Source organism: Bradyrhizobium guangxiense (assembly GCF_004114915.1).
Lineage (GTDB): Bacteria > Pseudomonadota > Alphaproteobacteria > Rhizobiales > Xanthobacteraceae > Bradyrhizobium > Bradyrhizobium guangxiense.
The window spans coordinates 5,842,077-5,868,662 of the sequence record NZ_CP022219.1 but is presented as its reverse complement, the minus strand read 5'-3'; the positions used below and the strand labels follow the sequence as shown (position 1 = coordinate 5,868,662).

25 protein-coding genes are annotated in these 26,586 nt (G+C 65.2%); 11 read left to right on the top strand and 14 right to left on the bottom strand.

Translation table 11 applies throughout. The features are described 5' to 3' along the window. Positions 1-3: 3 nt before the first annotated feature. The 3 genes from X268_RS28160 to X268_RS28150 all read left to right on the top strand — a co-directional run bounded on the left by X268_RS28160 (position 4) and on the right by X268_RS28150 (position 2,564). On the top strand, positions 4-504 hold the full coding sequence (locus X268_RS28160; RefSeq protein ID WP_128927947.1) for a CAP domain-containing protein: 501 nt from the start codon (positions 4-6) through the stop codon (positions 502-504). A gap of 94 nt (positions 505-598) precedes the next feature. Further along, positions 599-1,774 carry a DUF3734 domain-containing protein gene (locus X268_RS28155; RefSeq protein ID WP_128927946.1) on the top strand — a complete coding sequence of 392 codons (1,176 nt, stop codon included), beginning with the start codon at positions 599-601 and terminating at the stop codon, positions 1,772-1,774. A gap of 1 nt (position 1,775) precedes the next feature. Then, a complete protein-coding gene (locus X268_RS28150; protein WP_128927945.1) occupies positions 1,776-2,564 on the top strand; it encodes a 3-hydroxybutyrate dehydrogenase in 789 nt (262 codons plus the stop codon). A gap of 156 nt (positions 2,565-2,720) precedes the next feature. Here the strand turns inward: X268_RS28150 and X268_RS28145 are convergent, their stop codons facing one another. From X268_RS28145 to X268_RS28135, 3 genes are all read right to left on the bottom strand, one after another. Continuing rightward, positions 2,721-3,545, bottom strand: coding sequence for a sulfite exporter TauE/SafE family protein (locus tag X268_RS28145; protein ID WP_128927944.1), 825 nt, complete (start codon positions 3,543-3,545; stop codon positions 2,721-2,723). A gap of 197 nt (positions 3,546-3,742) precedes the next feature. Next, the gene (locus tag X268_RS28140) at positions 3,743-5,110 is read right to left on the bottom strand and encodes an oligosaccharide flippase family protein (protein ID WP_430648240.1); all 1,368 of its coding nucleotides are present in this window, start codon (positions 5,108-5,110) and stop codon (positions 3,743-3,745) included. Between the two features lie 103 nt (positions 5,111-5,213). Then, positions 5,214-6,053, bottom strand: coding sequence for a protein-disulfide reductase DsbD domain-containing protein (locus X268_RS28135; protein ID WP_128927942.1), 840 nt, complete (start codon positions 6,051-6,053; stop codon positions 5,214-5,216). Between the two features lie 142 nt (positions 6,054-6,195). Here X268_RS28135 and X268_RS28130 point away from each other — a divergent pair, with 142 nt between their 5' ends. Then, complete coding sequence (locus X268_RS28130; protein WP_128927941.1) at positions 6,196-6,840, top strand: YqgE/AlgH family protein; 645 nt, start codon at positions 6,196-6,198, stop codon at positions 6,838-6,840. A 211-nt stretch (positions 6,841-7,051) separates the two neighbouring features. On the opposite strand, the gene X268_RS28125 is transcribed toward X268_RS28130, so the two are convergent. Beyond that, entirely contained in the window at positions 7,052-7,939 is an 888-nt protein-coding gene (locus X268_RS28125) for a TauD/TfdA dioxygenase family protein (RefSeq protein ID WP_128927940.1), read from the bottom strand. A gap of 97 nt (positions 7,940-8,036) precedes the next feature. Continuing rightward, positions 8,037-8,816 carry an SDR family NAD(P)-dependent oxidoreductase gene (locus X268_RS28120; protein ID WP_128927939.1) on the bottom strand — a complete coding sequence of 260 codons (780 nt, stop codon included), beginning with the start codon at positions 8,814-8,816 and terminating at the stop codon, positions 8,037-8,039. Between the two features lie 99 nt (positions 8,817-8,915). Here X268_RS28120 and X268_RS28115 point away from each other — a divergent pair, with 99 nt between their 5' ends. Together X268_RS28115 and X268_RS28110 are read left to right on the top strand one after the other, a co-directional pair. Beyond that, positions 8,916-9,653 carry an SDR family NAD(P)-dependent oxidoreductase gene (locus X268_RS28115; protein ID WP_128927938.1) on the top strand — a complete coding sequence of 246 codons (738 nt, stop codon included), beginning with the start codon at positions 8,916-8,918 and terminating at the stop codon, positions 9,651-9,653. A 76-nt stretch (positions 9,654-9,729) separates the two neighbouring features. Then, entirely contained in the window at positions 9,730-10,107 is a 378-nt protein-coding gene (locus X268_RS28110) for a CsbD family protein (RefSeq protein WP_128927937.1), read from the top strand. Between the two features lie 66 nt (positions 10,108-10,173). On the opposite strand, the gene X268_RS28105 is transcribed toward X268_RS28110, so the two are convergent. Further along, entirely contained in the window at positions 10,174-11,868 is a 1,695-nt protein-coding gene (locus X268_RS28105; protein ID WP_128927936.1) for an SGNH/GDSL hydrolase family protein, read from the bottom strand. Between the two features lie 169 nt (positions 11,869-12,037). Beyond that, positions 12,038-13,435, bottom strand: coding sequence for a lytic murein transglycosylase (locus X268_RS28100; RefSeq protein ID WP_208764396.1), 1,398 nt, complete (start codon positions 13,433-13,435; stop codon positions 12,038-12,040). A gap of 217 nt (positions 13,436-13,652) precedes the next feature. Between X268_RS28100 and galU the strand changes: the two genes are divergently transcribed. Next, positions 13,653-14,528 (top strand): UTP--glucose-1-phosphate uridylyltransferase GalU, encoded by an 876-nt coding sequence (gene galU, locus X268_RS28095; protein ID WP_128927935.1) that lies wholly within the window; start codon positions 13,653-13,655, stop codon positions 14,526-14,528. A 154-nt stretch (positions 14,529-14,682) separates the two neighbouring features. Here galU and X268_RS28085 read toward each other — a convergent pair whose 3' ends face one another. Then, positions 14,683-16,179, bottom strand: coding sequence for a sensor domain-containing diguanylate cyclase (locus tag X268_RS28085; protein WP_128927934.1), 1,497 nt, complete (start codon positions 16,177-16,179; stop codon positions 14,683-14,685). Between the two features lie 153 nt (positions 16,180-16,332). Here X268_RS28085 and X268_RS28080 point away from each other — a divergent pair, with 153 nt between their 5' ends. Then, entirely contained in the window at positions 16,333-16,596 is a 264-nt protein-coding gene (locus X268_RS28080) for a DUF7662 domain-containing protein (protein ID WP_128927933.1), read from the top strand. 273 nt (positions 16,597-16,869) lie between these two features. On the opposite strand, the gene X268_RS28075 is transcribed toward X268_RS28080, so the two are convergent. Both X268_RS28075 and X268_RS28070 read right to left on the bottom strand, forming a co-directional pair. Further along, on the bottom strand, positions 16,870-19,746 hold the full coding sequence (locus tag X268_RS28075) for an EAL domain-containing protein (RefSeq protein ID WP_164937965.1): 2,877 nt from the start codon (positions 19,744-19,746) through the stop codon (positions 16,870-16,872). A gap of 152 nt (positions 19,747-19,898) precedes the next feature. Next, the gene (locus X268_RS28070) at positions 19,899-20,897 is read right to left on the bottom strand and encodes an NAD(P)H-quinone oxidoreductase (protein ID WP_128927932.1); all 999 of its coding nucleotides are present in this window, start codon (positions 20,895-20,897) and stop codon (positions 19,899-19,901) included. A gap of 116 nt (positions 20,898-21,013) precedes the next feature. Between X268_RS28070 and X268_RS28065 the strand changes: the two genes are divergently transcribed. Together X268_RS28065 and rcdA are read left to right on the top strand one after the other, a co-directional pair. Then, on the top strand, positions 21,014-21,205 hold the full coding sequence (locus X268_RS28065; RefSeq protein WP_128927931.1) for a DUF1192 domain-containing protein: 192 nt from the start codon (positions 21,014-21,016) through the stop codon (positions 21,203-21,205). 588 nt (positions 21,206-21,793) lie between these two features. Beyond that, on the top strand, positions 21,794-22,303 hold the full coding sequence (gene rcdA / locus X268_RS28055; RefSeq protein ID WP_128927930.1) for a protease adaptor protein RcdA: 510 nt from the start codon (positions 21,794-21,796) through the stop codon (positions 22,301-22,303). A 173-nt stretch (positions 22,304-22,476) separates the two neighbouring features. Here the strand turns inward: rcdA and rpmE are convergent, their stop codons facing one another. After that, positions 22,477-22,704, bottom strand: coding sequence for a 50S ribosomal protein L31 (gene rpmE / locus X268_RS28050; protein WP_024337552.1), 228 nt, complete (start codon positions 22,702-22,704; stop codon positions 22,477-22,479). A gap of 196 nt (positions 22,705-22,900) precedes the next feature. Here rpmE and X268_RS28045 point away from each other — a divergent pair, with 196 nt between their 5' ends. Beyond that, the gene (locus X268_RS28045) at positions 22,901-24,751 is read left to right on the top strand and encodes an ABC transporter ATP-binding protein/permease (protein ID WP_128927929.1); all 1,851 of its coding nucleotides are present in this window, start codon (positions 22,901-22,903) and stop codon (positions 24,749-24,751) included. Between the two features lie 38 nt (positions 24,752-24,789). Here the strand turns inward: X268_RS28045 and X268_RS28040 are convergent, their stop codons facing one another. The 3 genes from X268_RS28040 to X268_RS28030 all read right to left on the bottom strand — a co-directional run bounded on the left by X268_RS28040 (position 24,790) and on the right by X268_RS28030 (position 26,559). Beyond that, entirely contained in the window at positions 24,790-25,008 is a 219-nt protein-coding gene (locus X268_RS28040; protein WP_128927928.1) for a hypothetical protein, read from the bottom strand. A gap of 76 nt (positions 25,009-25,084) precedes the next feature. Continuing rightward, positions 25,085-25,531, bottom strand: a complete 447-nt coding sequence (locus X268_RS28035; protein ID WP_128927927.1) for a GNAT family N-acetyltransferase — start codon at positions 25,529-25,531, stop codon at positions 25,085-25,087. After that, complete coding sequence (locus X268_RS28030) at positions 25,531-26,559, bottom strand: peptidoglycan -binding protein (protein WP_128927926.1); 1,029 nt, start codon at positions 26,557-26,559, stop codon at positions 25,531-25,533. The genes X268_RS28035 and X268_RS28030 overlap by 1 nt, the downstream gene beginning before the upstream one ends. Between the last annotated feature and the right edge of the window lie 27 nt (positions 26,560-26,586).

Here is a 26,586-nt window from a genome sequence, read left to right as displayed (position 1 = left end):
TCCATGCGCGCTGCGGCCGCAATTCTCATCACTTTGCTGCTCGCCGGCTGTGCCGGCAACGAAGCACCGGTCCAGCAGCCGTCCATGTATGCCGACATGGCGGTCCCGGGCTCCAAGCTGGATGCGCAGGCGGCCGCGATCATGATCTCGCAATATCGCCAGAACAACGCCCTCGGCACCGTCGTGATCGATCCCGATCTGATGCGGCTCGCTGAATCCCAGTCAAATGCGATGGCGGCGGCCAACAAGATGGACCACGACGTCCGTGCGCCGCTGGCCAAGCGCCTGGCCGCCGGCGGCTATCCCGCGACCGTGGCGGTCGAGAACATCTCGGCCGGCTATCATACGCTGGCGGAAGCGTTTTCCGGCTGGCGCGACTCGCCCCCGCACCGCGCCAACATGCTCAAGGGCGGTGTCACAAAATTGGGCATCGCGGCGAGCTATGCTCCCGGCACCAAATACAAGGTGTTCTGGACCATGATCCTGGCCTCGACGGAACGATAAGCCAGACTTGATCCCGGCATGCATTGACGCCGCGGCGGAGTGTCGTCACGGTGGCGCGCCATTTGCTGTTGTTCCCTTTTGCTAACGTTCCCCCATGACCGATCGTAGCCCGGAATCCGCCAGCATCCCCGCGAATGCGCAACGCGTCCTGGTCCTGCAGGGCGGCGGCGCGCTCGGCTCTTACCAGGCCGGCGCCTATCAGGCGCTGTGCGGCGCCGGCTTTGAGCCGGAATGGGTCGCCGGCATCTCGATCGGCGCGGTCAACGCCGCCATCATCGCCGGCAATGAGGGGCAGACCCGGGTCAAACGGCTCAAGGAATTCTGGGAGATGGTGTCGGCGCCGGTGCCGTGGAAGCCGATCGGCAAGAGCGATCACAGCCGCGAGTTGTTCAATTCGACCAGTGCCGCGCTGATCGCGACCTTCGGTGTGCCCGGCTTCTTCACGCCGCGGATTCCGCCGGCACCGCTCTGGCCGCCCGGCAGCCCGCAGGCCGAGAGCTATTACGACACCTCGCCGCTGAAGAAGACACTGGAGCGCCTCGTCGATTTCGACCGCATCAACGACTTGAAGCCCCGCCTGTCGGTCGGCGCCGTCGGCGTCACCTCCGGCAACTTCAAATATTTCGACAATTTCGAGTTCAAGAAGCTCGGCAAGTCCATCGGTCCCGAGCACATCATGGCTTCCGGCGCGCTGCCGCCCGGCTTTCCCTCCGTGATGATCGAGGGCGAGCACTATTGGGACGGCGGCATCGCCTCCAACACGCCGCTCGACTATGTGCTCGATGCCGAGGTCGATCGCGACATGCTGATCTTCCAGGTCGATCTGTTTTCCGCGCGCGGCGATCTGCCGACCTCGCTGCTGGAGGCCGCCGAGCGCGAGAAGGACATCCGCTATTCCAGCCGCACACGGATGAACACGGACAAGAACAAGCAGCTGCACAACGCCCGCAGGGCCGTGCGCGACCTGATCGGCAAATTGCCGGACTATCTGAAGAACGATCCTTCGGTCGAATTCCTGGCGAAAGTGTCGCGCGAAAGTACCGTTACCGTGGTGCATCTGATCTACCGCAGCAAGAACTACGAATCCTCGTCCAAGGATTACGACTTCTCTCATGTCGCCATGGTCGAGCATTGGGAGGCCGGCGTGCGCGACGTGCATTTGTCGATGCGCCACAAGGATTGGCTCGAGCGGCCACAGTCGGGCGAGACCATGGTGACCTACGATCTCACGGGGGACGTCTCCGCGCCCCCGGTAAAAAGGAGCGAATAGAATGGCTAGTCTGTCAGGCAAGAATGCCGTCGTGACCGGGTCCACCAGCGGCATCGGGCTCGCTTATGCGCGTGCGTTCGCCAGCGCCGGTGCCAACGTCGTCATCAACGGCTTCGGCTCGCCGGAGGACATCGAGAAGGAGCGCGCCAAGATCGAGGCGGATTTCAAGGTGAAGGCGATCTATTCGCCAGCCGACATGACCAAGCCCGCCGAGATCGCCGGCATGATCGCGCTCGGCGAGACGACGTTCGGTTCGGTCGACATCCTCGTCAACAATGCCGGCATCCAGTTCGTCTCGCCGGTCGAGGAGTTTCCGATCGAGAAATGGGACCAGATCATCGCAATCAACCTGTCCTCCGCCTTCCACGGCATCCGCGCCGCGGTGCCCGGCATGAAGAAGAAGGGCTGGGGCCGCATCATCAACACGGCGTCTGCCCACTCGCTGGTGGCTTCACCCTTCAAGTCGGCCTACGTCTCGGCCAAGCACGGCATCGCCGGTCTGACCAAGACCGTGGCATTGGAGGTCGCGACCCACAAGATCACCTGCAACTGCATCAGCCCGGGCTATGTCTGGACGCCGCTGGTGGAGAAGCAGATCCCCGACACCATGAAGGCGCGCAATCTGACGCGCGAGCAGGTCATCAACGACGTGCTGCTCGATGCGCAGCCGACCAAGGAGTTCGTCACCTCTGAGCAGGTCGCCGCGCTGGCGCTGTTCCTGTGCAGCGATGACGCCGCCCAGATCACCGGCACCAATCTCTCGATCGACGGCGGCTGGACCGCGGAGTAAGTCGCGCCGGTTCAGCTAGCTCACTGTCATGCCCCGGCTCGACCGGGGCATCCAGTACGCCGTGGCTTATCGATTCAATTATAGCTTTCTCGGAGTACTGGATCGCCCGGTCAAGCCGGGCGATGACAGTGAGAGTGGAGCAATCCTCTGGCCTAACTAATGCGTCCAGGCCAGCGCCGTCACGATCACGGACGACAGGTTCAGCTCCGCAAACATGATCTTGCCGGCGACCACGAACAGCACGCTGGCAAGCGTCAGGCGCAACACCGTCTCGGGCACGCGCGTCGCGCTGTAGCTGCCGACGATGATGCCGGGCAGCGAGCCCGTCAGCAATACGGCCATCAGCGCCCAATCGACGTCGCCGAGCACCCAGTGCCCGATGCCGGCGACCAGCGTCAGCGGCACCGCGTGGGCGATATCGGAGCCGACGATGGTCGCCATCGGCAGACGCGGATAGAGCAGCAGCAGGACGGTGACGCCGACCGCGCCGGCGCCGACCGACGAGATCGAGACCAGCACGCCGAGCACGATGCCGGTCACGACGGTCGCGATCGCGGTGGTGCGATGGTCGACACGCTCCAGCCTGCTGCGGTAGCGCTCGATGATCGACTTGCGGAAGATCAGCGACGTCGCGGTCAGCAGTAGCGCGAAGCACAGCACCAGATTGACCAGGCTGCGCTCGGCATCGCTTCGCAGGTCGAGCTTCCACAGCACCAGCAGCGTCAGCGCGCTCGCAGGGATGCTGCCGCGGGCGAGCCGCAGCACCGCCGGCCAATGCACGCTACGCGACCAGCCATGCACCACGCTGCCGCCGGTCTTGGTGGCGGCGGCATAGAGCAGGTCGGTTCCGACCGCTGTGGAGGGATGAATACCGAACAGCAGGATCAGGAGCGGCGTCATCAAAGAACCGCCGCCCACGCCGGTCATCCCGACAAGCAGGCCGACGCCGAAGCCAGAGGCGACGTAGAGTGGATCGAGCATTTCAGCGGAATCTTAGGTTGATCTCGTCGGTTAGGCAATACGACGTAGAATAAGGTTCCCCCAATGTGCAACTGTTTGGGTGCAATAAGAAGAATCTTGCATCAGATCGAATAAGGGGAGGCGTTTTTCCTCGTTCGCATGCGTGCTCAGACAGGGCCGTTCCCCGAGTTGCGGCGGGCAAAGCGGGCGTGCGGCGCCTATCTGCCGAACGCCAGCACGTGCAGGCCGAGGCGCTGCCGCACGATCCAGAACAACAGCACCGTTTCGAAGGTGAGGGAGATCGAGGTCGCGGCTGCCGCGCCGTGGCCGCCGTAGTGGGGTACCAGCGTGATGCAGAGCACGACGTTCATCACGAAGGCCAGTGCATAGGCCAGCGCGCAGACCTTCTGCTGGCCGAGCATGTTGAGCAGCCGCTCGACCGGCCCGATCGCGGCGCGCACCACGAGCCCGATCGCGGCGACGAACATGATGTCGTAGCCGACCACAAATTGCGGCCCGAACAGCCAGAGCAGCGGCTTGCCGAGCGCGAGCAGCACGATCGTCGCCGCCAGCGACGGCCAGAACGTCCAGCTGATCGCATGCGCGACATAGGCCGACAGCCGCGCCTTGTCGCCGCTTGCGTTGTATTCGGCGAAGCGGTGCGCCGTCGTCGCCGACATCGCGTAGTGGATGAACGAGACCAGCGCCAGCGTCTTCACGACAGCGAAATAGACGCCGACCTCGTCGGAGGGACGGAATTGCTGCAGCACCAGCACGTCGGTGTAGGACAGCAGCAGGTAGAAGCTTTCGACCAGCAGGATCGGCAGCGAGACGGCGAGCCAGCCGCGGATGTCGTAGGCCTTGGGGCCGGGCGCGATGTGATCGGCAAGCCTGCGGTTCAGCACCACCATCTGCCCGGTCATCGCGATCCACACGGCGGCGGCGCTCGCAACCATCGCCGCGACGGCGCCGAGATGATAGCCGAGCAGGAAGGCGATCGCGGTGATGGCGATGATCAGCGCCTGGCGGATGATGAACTGCGGCATCAAGCCGAGCTGCATCCAGTCATGCGAGCGCGCGATGCCGTCCTGGGTGTTGGCGACCACGAAGGCGGGCAGGGTCATGCAGCCGATATAGAGCGGCAGCTCCTCGGCGGGGGCGATCCAGGGCGACAGCAGCTTGACGATGCCCGCGAGGGCGAGCGACACCAGCGTCGACACGGCAAAGGTCAGCCAGCGGCTGCCGGAGAGGAAGCCGCGGAGCAGCGCTTGCTCGCCGCTGCTGCGATACTCCGGAATGATTTTCTGTGCCGAGGCGGAGATGCCGAAATCCATCATACTGCCGAGCAGCAGCACCCAGGTCCAGACATAGACATAGGTGCCGTAGTCGGAGGTGCCCATCCAGCGCGCCAGCAGCACCTGCGAGACATAAGCGAGCCCGGCGCTGATGACGCGGATGATGAAGATGGTGCCGGCGAGCCGCCGTGTCAGCGAGGCCTCGTTCGACCCGCCCGTCAGCCTGGCCCGCAGCCGTGCAATCAGCCCGGCCCGTCCGGTCGTCGCGGGTTGTGCGTCCATCACGGCCAATTCGAAGGTCCCCGGCGTTCCGCCTGCCGCGGCGGGCTTGATGCGGTGACCTCAGGAATTAGCAACCATTCGTTAAGATTCGGTTGGGTGGAGTGCTGTCGCCTCACTCCAGATTCGTGTTGAACTCGTACGACTTCTCCGGCCCGACCAGCGTGAATTTCAGCGCTGCGCCGTCGGGCTTGGCGCCCGGCGGCAATCCATCGAGCTCGAACGCGAAGCGTTTGACGCCGGCCGGGCTCTGGTCGACCGGAGCCGGAATTGGCAACGCCCAATCGGGCGTCGGCCCTTCCACGTACAAATTGACCTCGCGGTTGTCAGGGACAGCCACGTCGACCACCACGTTCTTGGGCCCGTCGCGCTTGACGTCGCGGATGGTGAGCGGATTGGGATCGCCGATATTGGCGGGGTTCGGCACGGTGTCGAGCGCCGCTCGCAGGTTCGCGTCCTCGGTCGAGGCGACGCTGCTGAAACCGAGCTCGGCGCTGGCCTCGACTGGAATGCAGAGCTTCTCGCACACCGCGTAGTTGATCTCGGCGCGCAACGTCACCGGCTTGTCGGCCGCCTTGGCGACGATGCGCAACGGCAGCACGATCTGGTTGTGATAGCCGATCGAATGGCCGCCCGCGCCGTCGTCGAATTTCAGCGGCGCAGGCCACATCACCGTCACCGCCTCGACATTGTCCGACTTCGAGAAGTCGAACCGCGGTGGAACGCCGGAATCCCCGGGGCTGCGCCAGTAGGTCTTCCACCCCTGTTGGAGCTGGAAGGCGATACCGCCGAGCAGCACAGAGCCGCTGCGCGATCCCGCCAATAGCCGCACCGCGGAATGACCATCGCGCTGCCACGGCGAAGCGTCATCGGCGCGGGCTGCGATAGCGAGCGACGACGCAAGCAGGGTTGTTGCGACGCCAATCGCCGCACGCAGGGGAACTCTTGTGAGCATGGCACGTCTTTACAGGGTCGCCCCAGGGCAAACCATTGAATTGCTTGTGATGGATGCACTTGAATCGAATCACTGCAAGCCTTGATTTGACAGCCGCCCGGCCCGACATCAGGATAGGAATTGAAACCGGAGTGCTTCACCGATGGCTCCCACAGGCAAGAGGACGGGCGAAAGCACCCGAAAGCCGGGCCCCGGGCTGCCGAGTTCGGCCGGCTATCTCGACGGCCGGCTGCTGATCGCGATGCCCGTGATGGGTGACTCCCGCTTCGAGCGTTCGGTGATCTATCTCTGCGCCCATTCGGCGGAGGGAGCGATGGGTATCATCGTGAACCACCCGGCCGGCAGCATCGACTTCCCCGAGCTGTTGGAGCAGCTCGGCATCATCAAGAAGGGCGAGCACATCAAGCTGCCGGAGAATGCCGAAAGCATGAAGGTGCTGCGCGGCGGTCCGGTCGACACCGGCCGCGGCTTCGTGCTGCATTCCAGCGACTTCTACATCGAGAACGCGACCCTGCGGATCGACGAGGGCGTCTGCCTCACGGCGACCGTCGACATCCTGCGCGCCATCGCCAACGGATCCGGCCCCAAGCATGCCATTCTCGCGCTCGGCTATGCCGGCTGGGCGCCGGGCCAGCTCGAGACCGAGATCCAGAGTAACGGCTGGCTGCATTGCGACGCCGATGCGGACTTGATTTTCGGCGACGATGTCGACGACAAATACAACCGCGCTTTGCAGAAGATCGGCATCGACCCCGGCATGCTCTCGAATGAGGCCGGGCACGCGTAGCTGGCGTTGCTATCGCCACACCCTCGGTGTCGTCCCCGCGAAAGCGGGGACCCATAACCCCAGGGAGAAGTTGCTGCGCTAGCTGGTAACTCCGAGTCTTCGTCAAACTACTCCCTGTGGTTATGGGTCCCGGATCTGCGCTCCGCTCTCGACAACGCTTTGCCTCGTCGAGAGCTCCGCTTGTCCGGGACGACAGCGGAATGCGTAGCGTCTACTCCGCCGCCTGCTGCTGCACCGTCGGCTCCGTCCCGGCCACGGTGGCGCGGCGCATGTCGCGGGGCTGCGACTGGTCGTAGCGGCGGACGCGGGGCATGGTCTGGCGGTTATCCCACATCACGAGGTCATGCAGCTTCCATTTGTGGACGTAGACGAACTCTGCCTGCGTCGCGTGCTCGTTGAGATCACGCAGCAGCAGCCGGCCCTCCGGCACGCTCATGCCGACGATCTTGCCGGCATGCGATGACAGATACAGCGACTTGCGGCGATGCACGGGATGCGTCCGCCCCAGCCGTTGCAGCACCGGCTTGAACATCTCCTTCTCCTCGTCGGTGTATTCGGTGAAGCCGAGCGAGCCCCGCGAATACATCAGCGAGTGCTCGCAGACGAGGTCCTCGATCTCAGCTTTGGTCTCGTCGTCGAGCGCGTCATAGGCCGCGCGCATGTCGGCGAATTCGGTGTTGCCGCCCTTCGGGTTCACCACGCGCGCCGACAGCAGCGAGAATTTTGCAGGGATCGGACGGAACGAGCTGTCGGAGTGCCACAGGCAATTGCCGAGGTTGAACAGATGCGCGCGGCTGTCCTTCGCCAGCGGCTTTCCGTCCTTGCCGAGATTGGAGACGTCGTTCAGGCCCGACTGCAGCCGGTAGTCCTTTTCCTTGGTCACGGTGCCGCCACGCGCGTCCTCGCGCTGACCAAAGTTCAGTGCGAAGGCCATCTGCTGCTCGTCGGTGATATCCTGGTCGTGGAAGACCAGCACCGCATATTTGTCCATGGCGGCCTCGATCTCGCGCGCTTCGGCCTCGGTGAGAGGCTTTCGCAGATCGAGGCCGGAAACCTCGCCGACAAAATGTTTCTGAAGCTGCCGGATGGCGATCGTCATGGCGTTTCTCCCACAGGTCGCGAACGGTTGGTCCCGCTCTGTCGGTGAAAAAGCTACTCCCGGTCTCGTCGTTGTCAACGCTTCGGGCGCATGGCTCTCACGCATTCCTCGCCATTAAGCCGCCATCCACCGGGATGACCGCACCCGTCAGGAACGACGCCGCCGGCAGGCACAGGCTCAGCGTCATATGCGCGACCTCCTCGGGGTCGCCGTAACGGCCGAGTGCGGTGCGGCGCTTGGCGTAGATCGTCTTGTGCTCTTCCGAGATGCGGTCGGTGATCGCGGTGCGGATCGGGCCCGGGCAGATGCAGTTGACGGTGATGCCCTCGCGGCCGAGCTCGACGGCGAGCGAGCGGGTGAGGCTGGCGACACCGCCCTTCGCCGCCGAATAGGGGCTGTGCAATGCGGTGGCGCAAAGCGCCTCGGTCGAGGCGATGTTGACGATGCGCGGACATTTCGACTGGCGCAAATGCGGCAGCGCGGCGCGGATGATGCGCGGATGCGCCGTCAGCATCACCGCGATGCCCCTGGCCCAGGCGTCTTCGTAGGCTTCGTCGTCGAGCGCGACCCGCACGGAGATGCCGGCATTGTTGACGACGATGTCGAGCCCGCCAAAATGTGCGGCAATCTCGCCGACAACGCGCTTGATCTCGCCGCCATCGGCAACGTCGAGCTTCCACGCCTTCGCGGAGCCGCCGCGCGCGGCAATGTCCTCGGCCACGGTGCGCGCACCCTGCTCGTCGTAGTCGGTGACGGCAACATTGGCACCTTCAGCGGCGAACAGAAGCGCGGTCGCGCGCCCCATGCCGCTCGCTGCGCCGGTGACGAGAACGGTCAGGCCATTGACGGACCGGCTGAGCTCTTTGAACCCGGACATGTTGTTTCCTCAGGAAGCCTGCTTGTTCTTGTTATGATTGACAAGGCTGGCATCGATCCGCAGAGAGGTCAAACAAGCAAGATAAAAGGGGAGGCCGCCATGGCGAACGAGCTCGATTTCTCAGGCAAGCAGGTACTGGTCGTCGGCGGCTCCAGCGGGATCGGCAACGGCATCGCGCAGGCTTTTCGCACGCGGGGCGCGCATGTCGCAGTGTGCGGCACGCGGGCCCAGCCGAAGGATTACTTGGTCGAGGAGGGCTCCGATCTCACCGGCCTCTCCTATGCGCAGCTCGACGTCAGCGATCCCGGTGCGATCGAGGCGTTCAAGCCGTCCTTCGACAGGCTCGACGTGCTCGTGCTCGCGCAAGGCGCGGTGCTCTATCGCCGCGGTGAGTTCGAGATGGCTGGTTTCCGCAAGGTGGTCGAGGTCAATCTGATGAGCCTGATGGCCTGCGCCACGCGGTTTCATTCCATGTTGCGGGATTCCAAGGGCGCGCTGATTATGGTGTCCTCGACCGCGGCCTATCATTCCACCATGGGCAATCCCGCCTATAACGCCTCGAAGACCGGCGCGGTCGGATTGACGCGGACGCTCGGCGAAGCCTGGGCCGAGGACGGCATCCGCGTCAACGGCATCGCACCCGGACTCGTCGACACCAAGATGACGAAGGTGACGACCGACAATCCGAAGCGGCTCGAAGGCGCGCTCGCGCGCATCCCGCTGCGGCGGCTGGGCACGCCGGCGGACATGGCGGGCGCGGCGCTGTTCCTGGCCTCGCCGCTGTCGTCCTACATCATCGGTCAGACGCTGGTCGTCGATGGCGGGCTCATTTTGTAAGCCTACACTTTCGCCGACACTTGGAACTGCGCCGCGCCTGATCGGTTACTTGGGCTGACCCCCGAGGAGGAGCATCATGGACACGGATCGGATTGTTGGATCGGCCAAGGAATATGCCGGACGCGCGGAAGGCGCGATCGGAGACATGGCAGGCGATGCCAAGACGCAGGCGTCGGGCAAGGCGCGAGAGGCCGCAGGCACGGTGCAGAATCTCTACGGCCAGGCCAAGGATGCCGTGCGTGACGCCGCGGACACCGCGACCAGCTACGCCAAGGACGCCTATGACAACAGCGGCGAGACCTTCCGCGACGGCACGCAGGCTCTGTCGAAGAAGGTGCAGGACAACCCGCTCGGCGCGCTGCTGGTGGCCGGTGGCATCGGCTTCGCGCTCGCGCTCCTGATGTCGCGCCCCGCACGCCGTCCGCCGCCGTCGCGCTGGCGCTATTACGGCTAGTGCGTCATTCCGGGGCGCGCCTCTTGGCGCGAGCCCGGAAAGACACCTGACATCGTCAGAGACGAATTACCGGAACATCTCAGCCGAGCGGCCAACGTTGCCCGGCGGGCGCGGAATCCCCGGATTGGGGTTCGGATTGCGCGGTCCGGGCGCCGGCGTCATTTGACGCGGCGGCGGCTGGGGAGAGCCGAAGCCGAAGAAATCGCGGAATGTGGGCGTCGCCTGTGCCGGCTGTTGCGGCGGGGCCGGTGGCTTCTTCGGCGCGAGTTTCGGCGGCGCGATCGCGGCGGCAGCGCCCGGCGCCGCGGGATTGGCGGCGTTGCCCTCCGGCGTCGTCGCCGCCATCGGCGTATCGCCCTTGGCCTGCTCGCGGCCGACTTCGCGGCGCGGCCAGGCATAATCGTCGGCGCGACCGGCCGGCGCCGTCAGCGGCTCGCCTTTCACCATCGTCCTCGCAGCGAGCGCATCGACGGCGGCGGGACGCGAGCCCGGCCCGCCCAGCAATTGATCGGTCGAGATCGACGCCGCAACCAGCGGCACGATCGGCCCCGCCAGCGGCCGCGGCGCGGGCTTGCCGGGTTCGGCGCTGGTGTCGGGGGTCGCCGGCTCGCTCGGTAACGCGATCGGACCGGAGCGTCCCGCCAACAGGCGCGTGATCTCGCGCTCGACATAATGCGCGAGCTTGCGCGCGCCGGCCTTGGTAAAATAGACGCCGTCAGAGCTGCGGAGCTGGCGGATCTGGCCTTCGAAGTCCGGGCCCTTCTGGAGGAAGCGGCCGGCTTCGTCGACGAAACCGTCCCAGACATCGACATAGGTGATGCCGGCCTTGGCCGCGCCCTCGCGGTAGAGCGAATCCAGGAACAGCGTGTCCGCGGTGCCCTTGGGCCCACGAACCGCGGGCAGGCCGACCCAGAGCACCGGCACGCCCTTGGATTTGAGGATGTTGGCGAGCTCCTCGATCTTCTTGCCGTAGAGCTCGACCCAGCGTTCGTCGCGGAATTCGTAGAGGCCGTTCGGATTGCGGGCGGCCTTCTCGGGCGCCGCCGCGGGCGTGTCGGCGTTGTCGGCGTCGTCCTGCGGCAGGTCGGCATCGGCAGGCTTGTCGTCCGGCTTTGCAGCGCTGTCGGTGCCGGGCTTCGTCTCACCGGGCTTTGCCGGTGGCTTGCCTCGCGCGCCCTTGTCGTTCTTCTTGTCCTTGTCCGTAGTCTTCTCCGGCGCAGGCTCGCGGATCGCGGCGCGGTCGTTGAGGCCCAGCATGACGACGATGACGTCGGGCTTTTCGGCCTCGAGAATCCCTCTTGCCGCCGCCGCCCAGTCCGAAGGCTCGCCGCGCGGCTGGTATTTGATCAGGCCTGAAACGGTCTTGTGCTTGCGGATCACGCCCATGTCGGGCTGCTCGGCATAGGCGTCTTCCAGGCCATAAGCGAGCCAGTCGGCCATGGCGTCGCCGATCACCAGCACGTTCTTGTCGGGGATGGTGTCGCGCTTGGCCGGCGCCGGGGCGCGCGAAAAATCCTGACGCGGCGCTTGCGGTTGTTGCTGCTGGAACGGCGCGAAGAAGTCGCCGCCGAACCATCCGCCTCCACCGCCGCCCCGTTGTGGTGGCGGAGCCGAGCGCTGCGGCGGGCCGCCGAAGCCGGGGAAGTTGAAGAACTGCGCCGAGGCAGGGCCCGCTACCGCGACCAGGATCGCAAGCGCCGTCCCCAGCGCGATCAACGGGCCGGTCTCGGTCAGCGCCTTGAACAGGGACTTCTTCGACATGCGATCTCGGGCACGCGCAACGGGACTGAGAGTGGCTCAATATAGTAACGGAATCGGGCGCCAAACGGGCAAATTCCGTTGCAGATTCTTGCCCCATACACCGGGGAACAGCGGCCTCCGTCAAGGCTGGCTGCCGAAATCCCTGTTCAGGGTTACTTTCGGGCCGATTTTACCGCCCGCGCAGCCGATCCAGCACGTCGGACGAGGCAAAGCCGTCGGCGGGCACCCCGATCGAGGCCTGGAAATTGCGCAGGGCTTCCCGGGTCTGGCCGCCGAATTGGCCGTCCGGGGTGCCCTTGTAGAAGCCGCGCTGGGCCAGCAATTGCTGCAACTCCAGCCGCTCAGTGCGCGACAGTTCCCGCTCCTGCCGCGGCCAGGGCTGCACGAAGGGCTGGCCGCCACGCAGGCGGTCGGCGAAATGGCCGATCGCCAGCGCATAAGCCTCTGCCGGGTTGTACTTCATGATGACGCGGTAGTTCTGCAGCATCAGGAAGCCGGGTCCTTGCGCCCCCGCCGGGGCCAGCAGATAGGCTTTCTCGGACGGATGCGGGAAGGGCTGATTGTTCGGACGCTTCAGCCCGAGCTTCTCCCATTGCGCGATCGGCATCGCCTTGGCGCGATCGGCCAGCATGTAGTTGAAGCCTTGGGGCACCACGACCTCAAAGCCCCAGGTCTGGCCGGCCTGCCAACCGTCCTTCTTCAGATTGTTGGCGGTCGAGGCGATCAAATCGGTGGGATTGTCGACGACGTCGCGCCGGCCGTCACCATCGCCGTCGACGGCAAAGCGCTTGAACGCAGTCGGCATGAACTGGGTCGGGCCGAAGGCGCCGGCCCAGGAACCGCGCATCTGCTCCGGCTTGAGGTCGCCGCGGTTGAGGATCTCCAGCGCGGAGAGGAATTCATCCTTGAAATAGGCCTGACGGCGACCGATGCAGGCGAGCGTCGCGGTCGATTGCAGCACGCTGCGATCGCCCATCTGTGTCGAGTAGTTGGATTCGATGCCCCAGATCGAGGCGATGATGAAGCGGTCGACGCCGGTGGCCTTCTCTGTAGCGTCGAACTGCGCCTTGTATTTGGCGAGGATCTCGCGCCCCTTGGCGAGGCGGTTGTCGTTCACGAGGATGTCGAGATAGTCCCAGATCGATTTTGTGAACTCCGGCTGCGAGTCCATCAGGTCCATGATGCGCAGATCGGGGCTGAGGCCTGCGGTGAAGTGCTGAAAATTCTCCTGCGTGACGCCGCGCCGCGCGGCATCGGGCCACATCCCGGCGACACAATTGCTGAAATTGCCGGCGGCCTCGCGGATCGCCGCGGCCGTCATCAGCGGATGGCCGGAAGCACCGTCCTCGCCGCTCCAAGGCAGCGCTCCGGTTGGCGCGCCACCCGGGCCGGCCGCTGCCTGCGAAGGCGCCGGGTTTGCACCCGAGAAGATGCCGCCGAACAGGTTGGACAGGCCGTTCTGCGTCTGGGCGTGCGCGCCGGCAGGCAGCAGCAAGGCGGCCGCAATCGTCATTGCGCCGGTCAGGGATACCGCCCGTCTTGCCTGTGCTGCCACCGATCGCATCATGTCCCACCCGCCGGCCTTAACAATTCGCCATCAGGAGGCCTGGTTACGGTTGCCAATAGCTTAACAAAAGTGAAATTTTGGCGGCGGCCTTTTTCTTAACTCTGCGCGGATGAGGCCCCACATCCGCCTTTGTTGGCGGCTGCAAACAGGCTAGCAAGATGCCATTGCTCCGTTCCCGGCCCCGTTCACATCTGCCCCCAGGTATTCGAACAATCACATGAAAATTCGCAAAGCCGTATTCCCCGTCGCCGGCCTCGGCACTCGCGTCCTGCCCGCCACCAAGGCGATGCCGAAGGAAATGCTGACCATCGTCGACAAGCCGCTGATCCAGTACGTCTATGACGAGGCGAAGGAGGCCGGCATCGAGCACTTCATCTTCGTCACCGGCCGCAACAAGAACGTCATCGAGGATCATTTCGACCGGATGTACGAGCTCGACGCGACGCTCGCCGCGCGCGGCAAGAAGACCGAGCAGGACATCCTGGCGCAGAACCAGCCCGACGCCGGTGCCGTCAGCTTCACGCGCCAGCAGGCGCCGCTCGGCCTTGGTCACGCCGTCTGGTGCGCGCGCGACATCGTCGGCAACGAGCCGTTCGCCGTCGTGCTGCCCGACGAGCTCGTGCTCAACACGCCCGGCTGCCTCAAGCAGATGATCGAGATGGCCTCCTCGCTGGGCGAGAAGTCCAATCTGATCGCGGTCGAGGCGGTGCCCGACCATCTCACCCATCAATACGGCATCTGCGGCGTCGGCAAGCGCAACGGCAAGATGTTCGAGGTCGACGGCATGGTCGAGAAGCCGGCCAAGGGCACTGCGCCCTCCAACCTCTCGATCACCGGCCGCTACATCCTGCAGCCGGAGATCTTCAAGATCCTGGAGACCCAGGAGCGCGGCGCCGGCGGCGAGATCCAGCTCACGGACGCCATGATCGGCCTTGCCAAGTCGCAGAAGTTCTACGGCGTCGAGTTCGAGGGCGAGCGCCACGACTGCGGCTCCAAGCCTGGCTTCCTGCGCGCCAACATCGCCTACGGCCTGAAGCGCCCGGAGCTGCGTGACGGGCTGATCGCGGAGATGAAGAAATATCTGGGGCAGTGACATCGAAGGCGAAGGCCTTCGATGTCATCCCGGGATGGTCCGAAGGACCAGACCTCAGATGCGCAATTGCGCATCGGGGGATCTCGAGGTTCTCAGGTGCGCAATTGCGCACCATAGTTCGATGCTTCGCATCGCCCCGGAACGACAGTGTAGATCACGCCACCAGCGACAGCTGAGGCAGGCTCGCCACCACCGACTGGTTGCGGCCGCCGGCCTTGGCGGCATAGAGCGCCTTGTCGGCGGCGGCGACCAGGACCGACCAGTCCATCCCGGCGGCGGGAACGACGCTGGCGACGCCGCAGGACACCGTCGAAATCACGGGATCGTCGGACCAGCCCTGCACCTTGGTGCGGATCGCCTCGGCGACCTTGAAGGCGTCCGGGGCCGAACTGTTCGGCAGCAGCACCGCAAATTCCTCGCCGCCATAGCGCGCGGCACAGTCGCCGGCCCGGCTCACCGAATCGGCAATGCAGATGGCGATGCCGACCAGCACCTGGTCGCCGGCCTGATGGCCGAACGTGTCGTTGTAGGCCTTGAAGTGATCGGCATCGATCATGAGCAGCGCGATCGGCGCCTTCTGTCGCATCGCGCGACGCCATTCGACGTCGATGACGGAATCGAATTTGCGGCGGTTCTTCAGGCCGGTGAGCGCGTCCGTCGTCGCCATCTCCTCGAGCTTGCGCTCGGCCTCGGCGCGCCGGCCGATCTCGCGCGCGAGCACGAGTGTCGATCCCAGCACGAACAGGATCAGCGCCAGCACCACGGCGCCGATGCGGAACGCCTCCTTCTGCCAGAGCGCGAACACCGCGGCCAGCGGCTTGCCCGCCACCACGAACAGTGGTCCGTTGTCGCCGCTGCGGACATAGAGCCGCGGCGTCGGATCGACCGGGCCCTGTCCCGAATAGGCGGCGCCGATCGGGAGGTTGTCGGCCTTCCAGGCCCGTCGGTCGTTCAGATTCGTGCCGATGACGTCGAGGTCGAACGGCCGCCGCATCATGATGGTGCGGTCACGCCTGAGCACGGTGATGGTGTCTTCGGGATCGAGATTCAGCCGCTCGAACAATTCGTGGAAATAGCTGAAGCGGATCGAGCCGGCGACGACGCCGAGGAAGCCGCCGTCGGTGTCGCTGATGCGCCGGCTCAGCACGATGGAATAGGCGCCGCGGAACAGCATCGGACGGCTGATGTAGAGTCCGGTGGCGGGATTGTCGCGATGGACCTTGAAATAGTCCTCCTCGCTGCGGTTCTCCGGGAGCGGATCGAGCGTAGAGGCGTCGATCGCGAGCATTCCCTCGGAATCGAACACCTGGATGGCGCCGAAATGCTTGGCCGTGGTCGCATGGTCGAACAGGATCAAATGACGGATCGGTTTCGACACCGTCGCGAGCTCGGGCAACAGCATGTTGCTGGCGACCGCCTTCAACGACAAATCGTAGATCTCGACGTTACGGCTGACGTCGGATTGGATGGTCGTCGCGAGGTTCTCCAGCGTCTGGCGGGCGAGCGCCTCCTCGCCACGGCGCATGTCGAGCATCACGTTGACGCAAATGGCGGAAAAGCCGATCACCGTCACCACGGACGAGATGATCAGCAGCTTCGCCGAAATCCGCCACGGCCGCCGGGCCGTGATTTCGCGCCATCCAGACAGCATCGTTTGCTCCGATCCTAGTGGATGCGCTCGAAATCTTGAGTAGTGTTTAAGGTGGAACAACGCTGCCGCAATGAGTTAAGAATCGGTTTACGCAGCTCGCGGTTTTCGGCAGACCTCGTGCGAGCAGATCCGGTTTCGGACGAGAGGACCATTGTGAACGACTACGACGCGTTGCGCGACTATCTGATGCGGCAGAAGCAGGCTGAATTCGTCCTGAGCTTCGAGCAGATTGAGGAGATCATCGGCGCGGCGCTGCCACGCGCGGCGCATCGTGCCTCGTGGTGGGACAGCCTGCGCAGCCCCGACATCCAGATGCCGCAACGCGAGGCCTGCCTTGCCGCCGGATTTGTCGCGACACGGATGCCGGACGGCCTGAGCGTGCGGTTTACAAAGCGGAAGAACGACAGGCGGCGGTAGTGGTTGCGCCACGCTCTTACCCTCCCTCTCCAGGGCAGGGCAATCGCATATGGGAGTGATGTCGCCCGTGGCCATCCTTCGAGACGCCCGCCGTTGGCGGGCCCTCAGGATGAGGACTGAGGGCATTTCGCTCGTTTCAACGGCCTCCGATATCGCTTAGCCTCATCCTGAGGAGACCGCGAAGCGGTCGTCTCGAAGGATGAGGCGCGCGCTCAGCTCGCGCTAAGAGCCATATGCGATAGCCCTGCTCTCCAGGGGAGGGTAAGAGCACGATCAGCTCGCCGCTTCCAGCCGCACTTCGGTCAGCAGCCGCATCGCCGCGTCCGCATCCATCGGCTCCCCGAAGGCAAAGCCTTGCGCATATTCGCAGCCCATCTGGTAGAGCTCGACCGCATCCGAATCCGTCTCGGCGCCCTCGGCCACCACGTCCATGCCGAGATCGTGCGCGAGCGCAATGATCGACTTCAGGATCACCGGGCGCGTGCCGCGGTTGGTGGTGCGCACAAACGACTGGTCGATCTTGATGGTGTCGAACGGGAAGCGCTGCAGATAGGCCAGCGAGGAATGGCCGGTGCCGAAATCGTCGAGCGAGAGCCCGGTGCCGAGCTCGCGGATCCGCGTCAGCATCTGCGCGGCGTGCTCCGGATTCTCCATCACCAGCGATTCCGTCAGCTCCAGCTTGAGCGTGCCGCGCGCTACCGAGGAGCGCGACAGCACGGTGCGGATGTCGTGGATCAGATCGTGACGCAGCAGCTGCCGCGAGGAGACGTTGACCGAGGCGAAGATCGGCTCCCGCGAGCGCATCGCGCGCTGCCACACCGAGAGCTGTTTCGCGGTCTGGTCGAGTACGAACATGCCGAGGTCGACGATCAGGCCGGTCTCTTCCGCGATGGTGATGAATTCCGACGGCGCCATGCGCCCGAGCTTCGGGTGATCCCAGCGCACCAGCGCTTCGAAGCCGGCGACCGAACGATCCTCCAGCCGCACGATCGGCTGGTACAGGATCGTCAGCTCCTGCCGCTCGATGGCGCGGCGCAGCTCGCTCTCCAGCGTCAGGCGATCGGTCTTGCGCGCCCGCATCGCGGGCTTGTAGACGTCGATGCGGTCGCCGCCGATGCGCTTGGAGTGATACATCGCAAGCTCGGCGTCCTTGATGATCTCGTCCGTCAGCTGCGTCTGCGGGTCGGACAGCGCGAGGCCGATCGAGGCGGTGAGGAAGATCTCGCGGTCGTTGAAGGCGATCGGCGCGCGGATGGTTTTGCGGATGGTCTCGGCGAAGGCGGTGATGCGGGCCGGGTCCTGCTCCGACAGCAGGATCAGACCGAACTGATCGCCGGCCATGCGGGCCAGCGTGTCCTGCGGCTTCAGGATGCGGGTGAGGCGGCGCGCCAGCGTCAGCAGGATGGAATCGCCGACCGCGATGCCGACGGAATCGTTGACCTGCTTGAAGCGGTCGAGGTCGATCACCATCAGCGTCGGCCGCAGCGTCGGCATGCTCTTGGCGAAATGCGCGACCGCGCGGAGCCGGTCCATAAAAAGTTTGCGGTTGGGCAGGCCGGTGAGGTTGTCGTGCACGGAATCGTGCAGCAGGCGCTCCTCGGCATTGCGCAGCTCGGTGACGTCGGTGAGCGTGCCGACGACGCGCGAGACCTCGCCGTCCGAGCCGACCACCGGACGCGCCTTGAGCGCGAACCACATGAAGTGACCGTCAGGGGTGCGCAGGCGGAAATCCTGCACCAGACGGCCGCGGCGCTGGTCCAGCACGCTGTCGAGCGCGGCGCGGAAACGATCCTGGTCGAGCGGATGCAGCACCTCCAGCCAGGAAGCGGCCGGGCCTTCCAGCGTGCCGCGCTTGAGGCCGAGCAGGGCCTCGGTCTCCGGGCTGGTGAAGACCTTGTCGGCGGAGACGTCCCAGTCCCAGATCAAATCGCCGGAGCCGGCCAGCGCCAGGGCGCGCCGCTCGATGTCGGAGACGACGCCGGTGCTGGCGCCGCCGCCGGCAAAGGCGTGCTGCATCACCGTGAAGCCGATCAGCATCACGATCAGCACGAGGCCGCCGAGCAGGGCAGGGCCGACGATGTCGTTGGTGACGGAACCCGCGACCGTCATGCCGGCCGCGACCACCCAGACCACCAGCAGGAACCAGGTCGGGATCAACAGCACCGCGCGGTCGAAGCCGTGGGTGGACAGATAGACGATCAGCGCGAAGCCGGCGAAGGCGATCAGCACCAGCGAGATGCGCGCGATGCCGGAGGCCACCGCCGGATCGAACAGGGCCAGCGCCACCAGCGAGCCGAGGAACGCGAGCCAGCCCACCGTGATGTGCGAATAGCGCACGTGCCAGCGGCTGAGATTGAGATAGGCGAACAGGAACACCAGGAGCGTCGCCGCCAGGATCGCTTCACCCGCCGCGCGCCAGATGCGCTCGGCGTTGTTCGACATGTCGAGCACCTTGCCCCAGAAGCCGAAATCGACGCCGATATAGACCAGCACCGCCCAGGCCAGCGCGGCGGCGGCCGGGAACATGATGCTGCCCTTGACCACGAACAGAATGGTCAGCACCAGCGCGAGCAAGCCGGAGATGCCGATCACGATGCCCTGGTAGAGCGTGAACGAGTTGACCTTGTCCTTGTAGGCTTCGGGTTCCCACAGGTAGAGCTGCGGCAGCTTGTCGGTGCGCAGCTCCGCGACGAAGGTAACGACGGCGCCGGGATCGAGCGTGATGCGGAACACGTCCGCAGTTGCACTTTCCTGACGTTCGGGCCGGTCGCCGATCGAAGGCGTGATGGTCGCGATGCGCGACAGCCCGAGATCGGGCCAGAGCAATCCCGACGAAACGATGCGGTAGTGCGGGGCGACGATCAGGCGGTCGAGCTGGTCGTCGGTGTTGTTGGCGAGCGCAAACACCACCCAGTTCTGCCCGCCCTCGCGGGCGCGCACCTCGATGCGGCGGACGATGCCGTCGGTGCCGGGCGCGGTGGAGACCTGGATGCGATCGGCATCGCTGCGCTGATGCTCGAGTACGCCGGTGAGGTCGATCGCGGGCGCGTCACTGCGGACGCTGACGGCATCGAGCGCGCGCGCCGGGGACGCGGCGACAAGAATCATGAGGCCCAGCGCGATGGGCGCGAGGCACCTGATCAGACGCAAGGTCAGTTCTCCGCGTTCGACGCAAACTTCGAGTGCAAGGCGATTCTAGAAGGTGATCACAGGCCGGCCGGAAACCGCCCGGTGCGTCGCGATAGATGCCACGAAAGCAAGGAAAATCAAAGGGTTTCCGCCGGCGCCTGTGGGCCGGAGGCCTAGACCTCCAACACAATTTTGCCAATATGTGCGCTGGTTTCCATGCGCCGATGCGCATCGGCCGCCTTTTCCAGCGGGAAAGTGCTGTCCATCAGCGGTTTGACGCGGCCTTCGCGCAGCAGCGGCATCACTTTCTGCTCGATTGCGGCCACCATTGCCGCCTTGTCCGCATTAGTACGGGGGCGCAGGGTCGAGCCGGTATGGGTGAGGCGTTTGACCATCACCTTGGCGATGTTGACGGTGACCTTGGGCCCGGTGAGGGTTGCGATCTGCACGATCCGGCCGTCGACCGCGGCGGCATCATAGTTGCGGTCGACATAGTCGCCGGCAACCATGTCGAGGATCAGGTTGACGCCTTCCTTGTTGGTCTCTTCCTTGACCACGGCGACGAAGTCCTCGGTCTTGTAGTTAATGGCGCGGTCGGCACCCAGCTTGAGGCAGGCGTCGATCTTGTCCTGCGATCCCACGGTGACGAACACCTTGGCGCCGAACGCCTTCGCGAGCTGGATCGCCATCGTGCCGATGCCGGAGGAGCCGCCATGGATCAGCAGCGTCTCACCGGCCTTGAGGCCGCCGCGCTCGAACACGTTGTGCCAGACCGTCATCAGGGTTTCCGGCAGCGCGCCGGCTTCCTTGATCGACAGCGCCGGCGGCACGCTCATCGCCTGGGCGTCCTGGGCGATGCAGTACTGCGCATAGCCGCCGCCGGCGACGAGCGACATCACCTTGTCGCCGATCTTGTGCCGCTTGGCATTGCTGCCGACGGCGACGACCTCACCGGCGATCTCGAGGCCGGGCAGGTCGCTGGCGCCGGGCGGCGGCGGATAGGCGCCGGAGCGCTGCGCCACGTCGGGCCGGTTGACGCCCGCGGCCATCACTTTGACCAAAATCTCGTCAGGACCCGGCTGCGGCACGGGGCGTTGTTCGGGCACCAGCACCTCCGGTCCGCCGGGCTTGGAGATGGCGACCACGGTCATTTGCGCGGGCAGCTTGTCCATGATGTGTCCTTGAGCAAAGGTGCGGGATGAACGAGGCCCCTGCTTAGCCAGCGCGGTCCGGACTGGCAACCGCCTCAGCCGTGGGGTCCGGTCCGCGGACTTTGGGAGAAACGAGGATGGCGATGGAAGACGACGACCGCCCGCGCAAGAAGATCACGCATGAGATCGGACAGGATCTCTCACTCTTGTCGGTCGAGGAGCTGACCGAGCGCGTGACGCTGCTCAAGACCGAGATCGCAAGGCTGGAGGAAGCCGCCACCAGGAAGCGCGCCTCGCGCGATGCGGCGAACAGCTTTTTCAAGTCGTAGTCGCCGCCACACCAACAGCCGTCGTCCCGGACAAGCGCGCCATAAGCGCGTCGATCCGGGATCCACGCCTCGCCAAATTATTTCGTGTTGTCATTCCGGGGCGGCGCGGAGCGCCGAGCCTGGAATCCATAACCACAGGCCGTTGAAACTGGCAGACGGCCACCCCGTCTTCCTAGGATTATGGATTCCGGGCTCGCGACTTCGTCGCGCCCCCGAATGACGGCGGAGAGTTTTGTTCCGTATCCCCCTCGGCCACTGGCCGACATGGCTAACGAACCCTCAAGAAATTGGCTCGTTTACGGTCGATTAAGCTTTCGGGTTTATGACTGAACTGTCCTCGTTTGGACACCGAGTGGCTCCTGTCCACTCTGTTTGACGCCTCCCTGTTATCAACTTTCAAAGCCGCCGGTCTCCGGCGGCTCTTTTTTGCGTTTTTGCATCTCGTTGCGGTTGAATTCCTGGGAATGACCCGCGGAAACCATATCCGCGCTTGTCACTGGACTCCGGGTCTCGCCCGCGCAATGATTTGTTCATCATAAGCCGGCGCCAAAGCCGGACAGTCAGACAGTTGCGTAAGGGGCGTTAACCATGGAACGTTTGCAGGCCGACGGCGCTCTCGTTCAACTCAGCGAGCGTTTCACCAATTCTGCGGCGTTCGGCGCGCTGTTCCGCGAGGGCATGGACCTGGTCGAAGAGACCGCCGCCTATCTCGATGGCGCCGGCCGCGTCGAGGCCAAGGCGCTCGACCGTGCCGCCAGCCTCACCTACGCGACCGAGAGCATGCGTCTCACCACCCGCCTGATGCAGCTCGCCTCGTGGCTGCTGCTGCACCGCGCGGTGAAGGAAGGCGAGATGACGCTGAGCCAGGCCAATCGCGAGAAGACCAAGGTCAAGCTCAGCGCCGCCGATCCCGGCCCGGCCGACACCATTGAGAAGCTGCCCTCGCAGCTGCAGGACCTGATCCATCGCTCGATGAGTCTGCAGACCCGCGTCCGCCGCCTCGATACCACCATCCACCCCCCGCCGGCCGAGCACGTCGCGATCGGCAATCCGCTGGTGCCCCACCTCAACGCGCTGAAGGCCGCGTTCGAGCGGTAAGTCTTACGCTGTCATTCCGGGGCGCGCGGACAGCGAACTCTGGTGCGCACTTGCGCACCAGAGAATCTCGAGATTCCGGGTTCGGCTCTGCGAGCCGCCCCGGAATGACGATGGAAAACAAAAACGCCCCCGGCTCTGCGGGGGCGTTTTCGTGTCCAGCCTTGCGGGCCGGATCAATCCTTTTTGAGAAAGCCCGAAAACTTCTTCTGGAAGCGCGAGACGCGGCCGCCGCGATCCATGATCTGGGCGGAGCCGCCGGTCCAGGCCGGGTGCGACTTCGGGTCGATGTCGAGGTTCAGCGTGTCGCCTTCCTTGCCCCAGGTCGAGCGGGTCAGGTACTCCGTTCCGTCGGTCATCACGACCTTAATCGTATGATAATCCGGATGAATTTCGGCTTTCATGGCAAATTCCTCGGCGCCCGGCGCCTTTTTGGTGGCTAGCGAATGACGGATTTGGGCGGCTCTATACCTCACGATATCAGGCAAAACAAGCCATGCTGCCGGGCTGAACCGGGTTTGCCCCTAAGGGACATCCCGGATTTGCCACTACTCTTGCACCGGCCTATTGGGAGCAAACGAATGCAATGGGTCGGATCTCATGAGCGCAGTGGAACGGCTTGATGACCAATATGTCGATCAGCCCGGAATGAACGCCGCGGACACCCCCTCGATCGAAGCCGAGCTGATCGAAGGGCCGGCCAAGGGCCGCGCCAAGCTGCGGCCGCTGCTCGCGCTGGCGCCCTATGTCAGCCGCTATCGCGGCAGGGCGGCGCTGGCCTTCGTCGCACTCACGATCGCGGCACTGACCACGCTGCTGGTGCCGGTCGCAGTGCGCCGGATGATCGATTTCGGCCTGACGCCCGAGGGCATCGAGCTGATCAACAGCTACTTCTCGGTGATGCTTGCCGTGGTCGGCGTGCTCGCGCTGGCGAGCGCCGCGCGTTACTACCTCGTGATGACGATCGGCGAGCGCATCGTCGCCGACCTCAGGCGCGACGTCTTCGCCCATCTGCTCTCGCTGTCTCCCGCCTTCTTCGATTCCGCGCGCAGCGGCGAATTGATCTCGCGGCTCACCGCCGACACCACCCAGCTCAAATCGGCCGTCGGCGCCTCCGTCTCGATCGCGCTGCGCAATCTGATGATGTTCCTCGGCGCTGCCACGATGATGGTGATCACCAGCCCGAAACTGTCGGGCTTCGTGCTGCTGGCCATTCCCTTGATCGTGTTGCCGCTGGTTGCCTTCGGGCGCTGGGTGCGGCGGCTGTCGCGCAATGCGCAGGACACGCTCGCCGAGGCCTCGGCCTATGCGGGCGAGCTGGTCGGTGCGATCCGCACCGTGCAGGCCTATACCAGCGAGCAATTCGCCGAGAAGCGTTTCGGCGGCGAAGTCGAGCAGGCCTACGAGGCGGCGCGCACCTCGACCCAGGCGCGCGCCGTGCTCACCGCCATCATCATCTTCATCGTGTTCGCCAGCGTGGTCGCGATCCTCTGGATCGGCTCGCATGACGTGCTCACCGGTACGATTTCGCCGGGCCGGCTCGGCCAGTTCGTGCTGTATGCGGTGTTCGCCGCGGCGGGCCTCGGCCAGCTCAGCGAGGGCTGGGGCGAGGTCTCGGCGGCATCGGGCGCGGCCGAGCGCCTGTTCGAGATCCTGCATGTGAAGCCCGACATCACCGCGCCCGCCTCCGTGCGCGCGCTGCCGGTGCCGGCACGCGGCGAGGTCGGATTCGATCAGGTCAGCTTTGCCTATCCGGCGCGGCGCGACGTCAACGTGCTCGATGCCGTGTCGTTCACGGTGCGCCCGGGCGAGAAAGTGGCGATCGTCGGACCGTCCGGTGCCGGCAAGAGCACGATCTTTCACCTCCTGCTGCGCTTCTACGATCCCCGCAGTGGCGCGATCTCGCTCGACGGCGTGCCGGTCAAGTCCGCGGACCCCAGGGATTTCCGCGCGCGCATCGCGCTGGTGCCGCAGGAATCCGTGGTGTTCGCCGCCAGCGCCCGCGAGAACATCCGCTTCGGCCGGCCCGATGCGACCGATGCCGAGGTCGAACGCGCCGCCGAGCTCGCTCATGCCGCCGAATTCATCCGCCGTCTGCCCGAAGGGTTCGAGACGGCGCTCGGCGAGCGCGGTGTGACACTGTCCGGCGGCCAGCGCCAGCGCATCGCGATCGCCCGCGCCATCCTGCGCGATGCGCCGCTGCTGCTGCTCGATGAAGCTACCTCCGCGCTCGATGCGGAGAGCGAAACGCTGGTGCAGACCGCGCTGGAGGAGCTGATGCGCCACCGCACCACGCTCGTCATCGCCCATCGCCTCGCCACCGTGCTGTCCTGCGACCGCATCCTGGTGATGGACCAGGGCAAGATCGTCGAGCAGGGCACGCATGCCGAGCTCGTGGCCGCCAACGGGCTTTATGCGCGACTGGCGCGGCTGCAGTTCGAAGGCGCGTGAGGCGTTGCCTCACTCTCGTCGGAGGGCAGCTTCGCATCTTACCGGCACTTCGGCGAGAGCGCCGGCACGTTGGGCCATGGCCAGTTCTTCCAGCTGCCGTCCTCGCCGACGCAGGCCGATGCGGCAGGCGCGATCGTCGGCGCAGGCGTTGTCTCGCGCGATGCGAAGCGCTGGTCGACATAGCTGGTCGACACATATCCGGCGAGGATGACGCCCAGGAAGACCGAGGAACCCTGAGCCAGGTCGCGCAGCTTCATCGATCGTCTCCCGCTGGTGGTCGCTGCTTAGGGTACAACGATTAGCAGACAGCCCCGGATCCAACCGTGACAGGCCTCACGCCCGCCACACCAACTTCAGCACCGGCCGGCCCGAGGTGGGGTTCACGTCGGAGCCCTCATGGGCAAAGCCATTGCGCTCGTAGAAGCGGATGGCGCGGGCATTGTCCTTGTTGACGAGCAGCGTGACGCCCGAGGGCGACAGCCGCTTGGCTTCATCCACCAGCAACCGCGCCGCGTCCGAGCCCCAATGCGCGGGATCGACCACGAGCTGGTCGAGATAGCCCTCGCCATCGATGGTGACGAAGCCGGTCAGCGCGCCGTCCTGTTCCGCCACGACGATCGCGGCCTTGGGCACCAGATCCTTGCGCCAGCGCTCGCGCCACCAGTCGAGCCGGGCCGCGAAGTCGATCTGCGGATAGGCCTGCTGCCAGGTGCGATGCCAGAGGTCGATCGCGGCGGCCTCGTCCTCAGGGCGATAGGGGCGGAGGTGGAGCGCGCTCACTACCGCTCCGTCAGCTTCAGCTCGATGCGGCGGTTGCGCTTGTAGGCGTCCTCGGTATTGCCTGGATCGAGCGGCTGGAACTCGCCGAAGCCGGCCGCAACGAGGCGCTGGGCGGGCACGCCGAGCGAGATCAGATATTGCACCACCGAGATCGAGCGCGCGGCGGACAGGTCCCAGTTCGACTTGAAGTTCGGCCCGTTGACCGGGCGTATGTCGGTATGGCCGTCGACGCGCAGCACCCAGGGGATCTCGCTCGGGATCTTCTTGTCGAGCTCGATCAGCGCGGTCGCGAGGGTGTCGAGCTCGGCACGGCCTTCGGGCAGCAAGGTCGCCTGTCCGGTGTCGAAGAACACCTCGGACTGGAATACGAAGCGGTCGCCGACGATGCGGATGTCCGGCCGGTTGCCGAGGATGGCGCGCAGGCGGCCGAAGAACTCCGAGCGGTAGCGCGACAATTCCTGCACGCGCTGCGCCAAGGCAACATTCAGGCGGGACCCCAGATCGGCAATGCGGTTCTGCGATTCCTTGTCGCGCTTCTCGGAGGCATCGAGCGCCTCTTCCAGCGCGGCCAATTGCCGGCGCAGCGCGCTGATCTGCTGGTTCAGCACCTCGATCTGCGCCAGCGCCCGCGCCGAGACCGCCTTCTCGGAATCCAGCGCCTTGCCGAGCTCGGCGGTCTTGCCTTGCGCGTCGTTGCCAGCGGCAGCGAGGCCGTCATAGAGACCCTTGATGCGATCGCGCTCGGACTCGGCCGAGGCGAGGCCCGCCCTCAATTGCGAGACCTGGTCGTCGAGCGTGAGCTTGCCGAGCTTCTCCAGCGACAACAGCTCGTTGAGCTGGGCGATCTTGGCGTTGAGCTGCTCCAGCGCCTTGTCCTTGCCGGTGACCTCCTGCGACAGGAAGAACTGCACCACCAGGAACACCGACAGCAGAAACACGATCGACAGCACCAGCGTCGACAGCGCGTCGACGAAGCCGGGCCAATAGTTGAAGGCGCCTTCGCTGCGGCGGCCGCGCGCTAGAGCCATTTACGTCTCCGTTTCTGTCGTGTCCGG

What these genes read in the sequence shown, in the direction of transcription:
- X268_RS28115 (WP_128927938.1), top strand. Translation starts at nt 8,916, where the DNA reads ATGGCGAACGAGCTCGATTTCTCAGGCAAGCAGGTACTGGTCGTCGGC.
- X268_RS28125 (WP_128927940.1), bottom strand. Translation starts at nt 7,939, where the DNA reads ATGACGATCGCCATCCGGCAGCTTCAGAAACATTTTGTCGGCGAGGTT.
- X268_RS28155 (WP_128927946.1), top strand. Translation starts at nt 599, where the DNA reads ATGACCGATCGTAGCCCGGAATCCGCCAGCATCCCCGCGAATGCGCAA.
- X268_RS28030 (WP_128927926.1), bottom strand. Translation starts at nt 26,559, where the DNA reads ATGGCTCTAGCGCGCGGCCGCCGCAGCGAAGGCGCCTTCAACTATTGG.
- X268_RS28135 (WP_128927942.1), bottom strand. Translation starts at nt 6,053, where the DNA reads ATGCTCACAAGAGTTCCCCTGCGTGCGGCGATTGGCGTCGCAACAACC.
- galU (WP_128927935.1), top strand. Translation starts at nt 13,653, where the DNA reads ATGAAAATTCGCAAAGCCGTATTCCCCGTCGCCGGCCTCGGCACTCGC.
- X268_RS28105 (WP_128927936.1), bottom strand. Translation starts at nt 11,868, where the DNA reads ATGTCGAAGAAGTCCCTGTTCAAGGCGCTGACCGAGACCGGCCCGTTG.
- rpmE (WP_024337552.1), bottom strand. Translation starts at nt 22,704, where the DNA reads ATGAAAGCCGAAATTCATCCGGATTATCATACGATTAAGGTCGTGATG.
- X268_RS28130 (WP_128927941.1), top strand. Translation starts at nt 6,196, where the DNA reads ATGGCTCCCACAGGCAAGAGGACGGGCGAAAGCACCCGAAAGCCGGGC.
- X268_RS28120 (WP_128927939.1), bottom strand. Translation starts at nt 8,816, where the DNA reads ATGTCCGGGTTCAAAGAGCTCAGCCGGTCCGTCAATGGCCTGACCGTT.
- X268_RS28110 (WP_128927937.1), top strand. Translation starts at nt 9,730, where the DNA reads ATGGACACGGATCGGATTGTTGGATCGGCCAAGGAATATGCCGGACGC.
- X268_RS28100 (WP_208764396.1), bottom strand. Translation starts at nt 13,435, where the DNA reads ATGATGCGATCGGTGGCAGCACAGGCAAGACGGGCGGTATCCCTGACC.
- X268_RS28070 (WP_128927932.1), bottom strand. Translation starts at nt 20,897, where the DNA reads ATGGACAAGCTGCCCGCGCAAATGACCGTGGTCGCCATCTCCAAGCCC.
- X268_RS28045 (WP_128927929.1), top strand. Translation starts at nt 22,901, where the DNA reads ATGAGCGCAGTGGAACGGCTTGATGACCAATATGTCGATCAGCCCGGA.
- X268_RS28085 (WP_128927934.1), bottom strand. Translation starts at nt 16,179, where the DNA reads ATGCTGTCTGGATGGCGCGAAATCACGGCCCGGCGGCCGTGGCGGATT.
- X268_RS28150 (WP_128927945.1), top strand. Translation starts at nt 1,776, where the DNA reads ATGGCTAGTCTGTCAGGCAAGAATGCCGTCGTGACCGGGTCCACCAGC.
- X268_RS28040 (WP_128927928.1), bottom strand. Translation starts at nt 25,008, where the DNA reads ATGAAGCTGCGCGACCTGGCTCAGGGTTCCTCGGTCTTCCTGGGCGTC.
- X268_RS28065 (WP_128927931.1), top strand. Translation starts at nt 21,014, where the DNA reads ATGGCGATGGAAGACGACGACCGCCCGCGCAAGAAGATCACGCATGAG.
- X268_RS28160 (WP_128927947.1), top strand. Translation starts at nt 4, where the DNA reads ATGCGCGCTGCGGCCGCAATTCTCATCACTTTGCTGCTCGCCGGCTGT.
- X268_RS28145 (WP_128927944.1), bottom strand. Translation starts at nt 3,545, where the DNA reads ATGCTCGATCCACTCTACGTCGCCTCTGGCTTCGGCGTCGGCCTGCTT.
- rcdA (WP_128927930.1), top strand. Translation starts at nt 21,794, where the DNA reads ATGGAACGTTTGCAGGCCGACGGCGCTCTCGTTCAACTCAGCGAGCGT.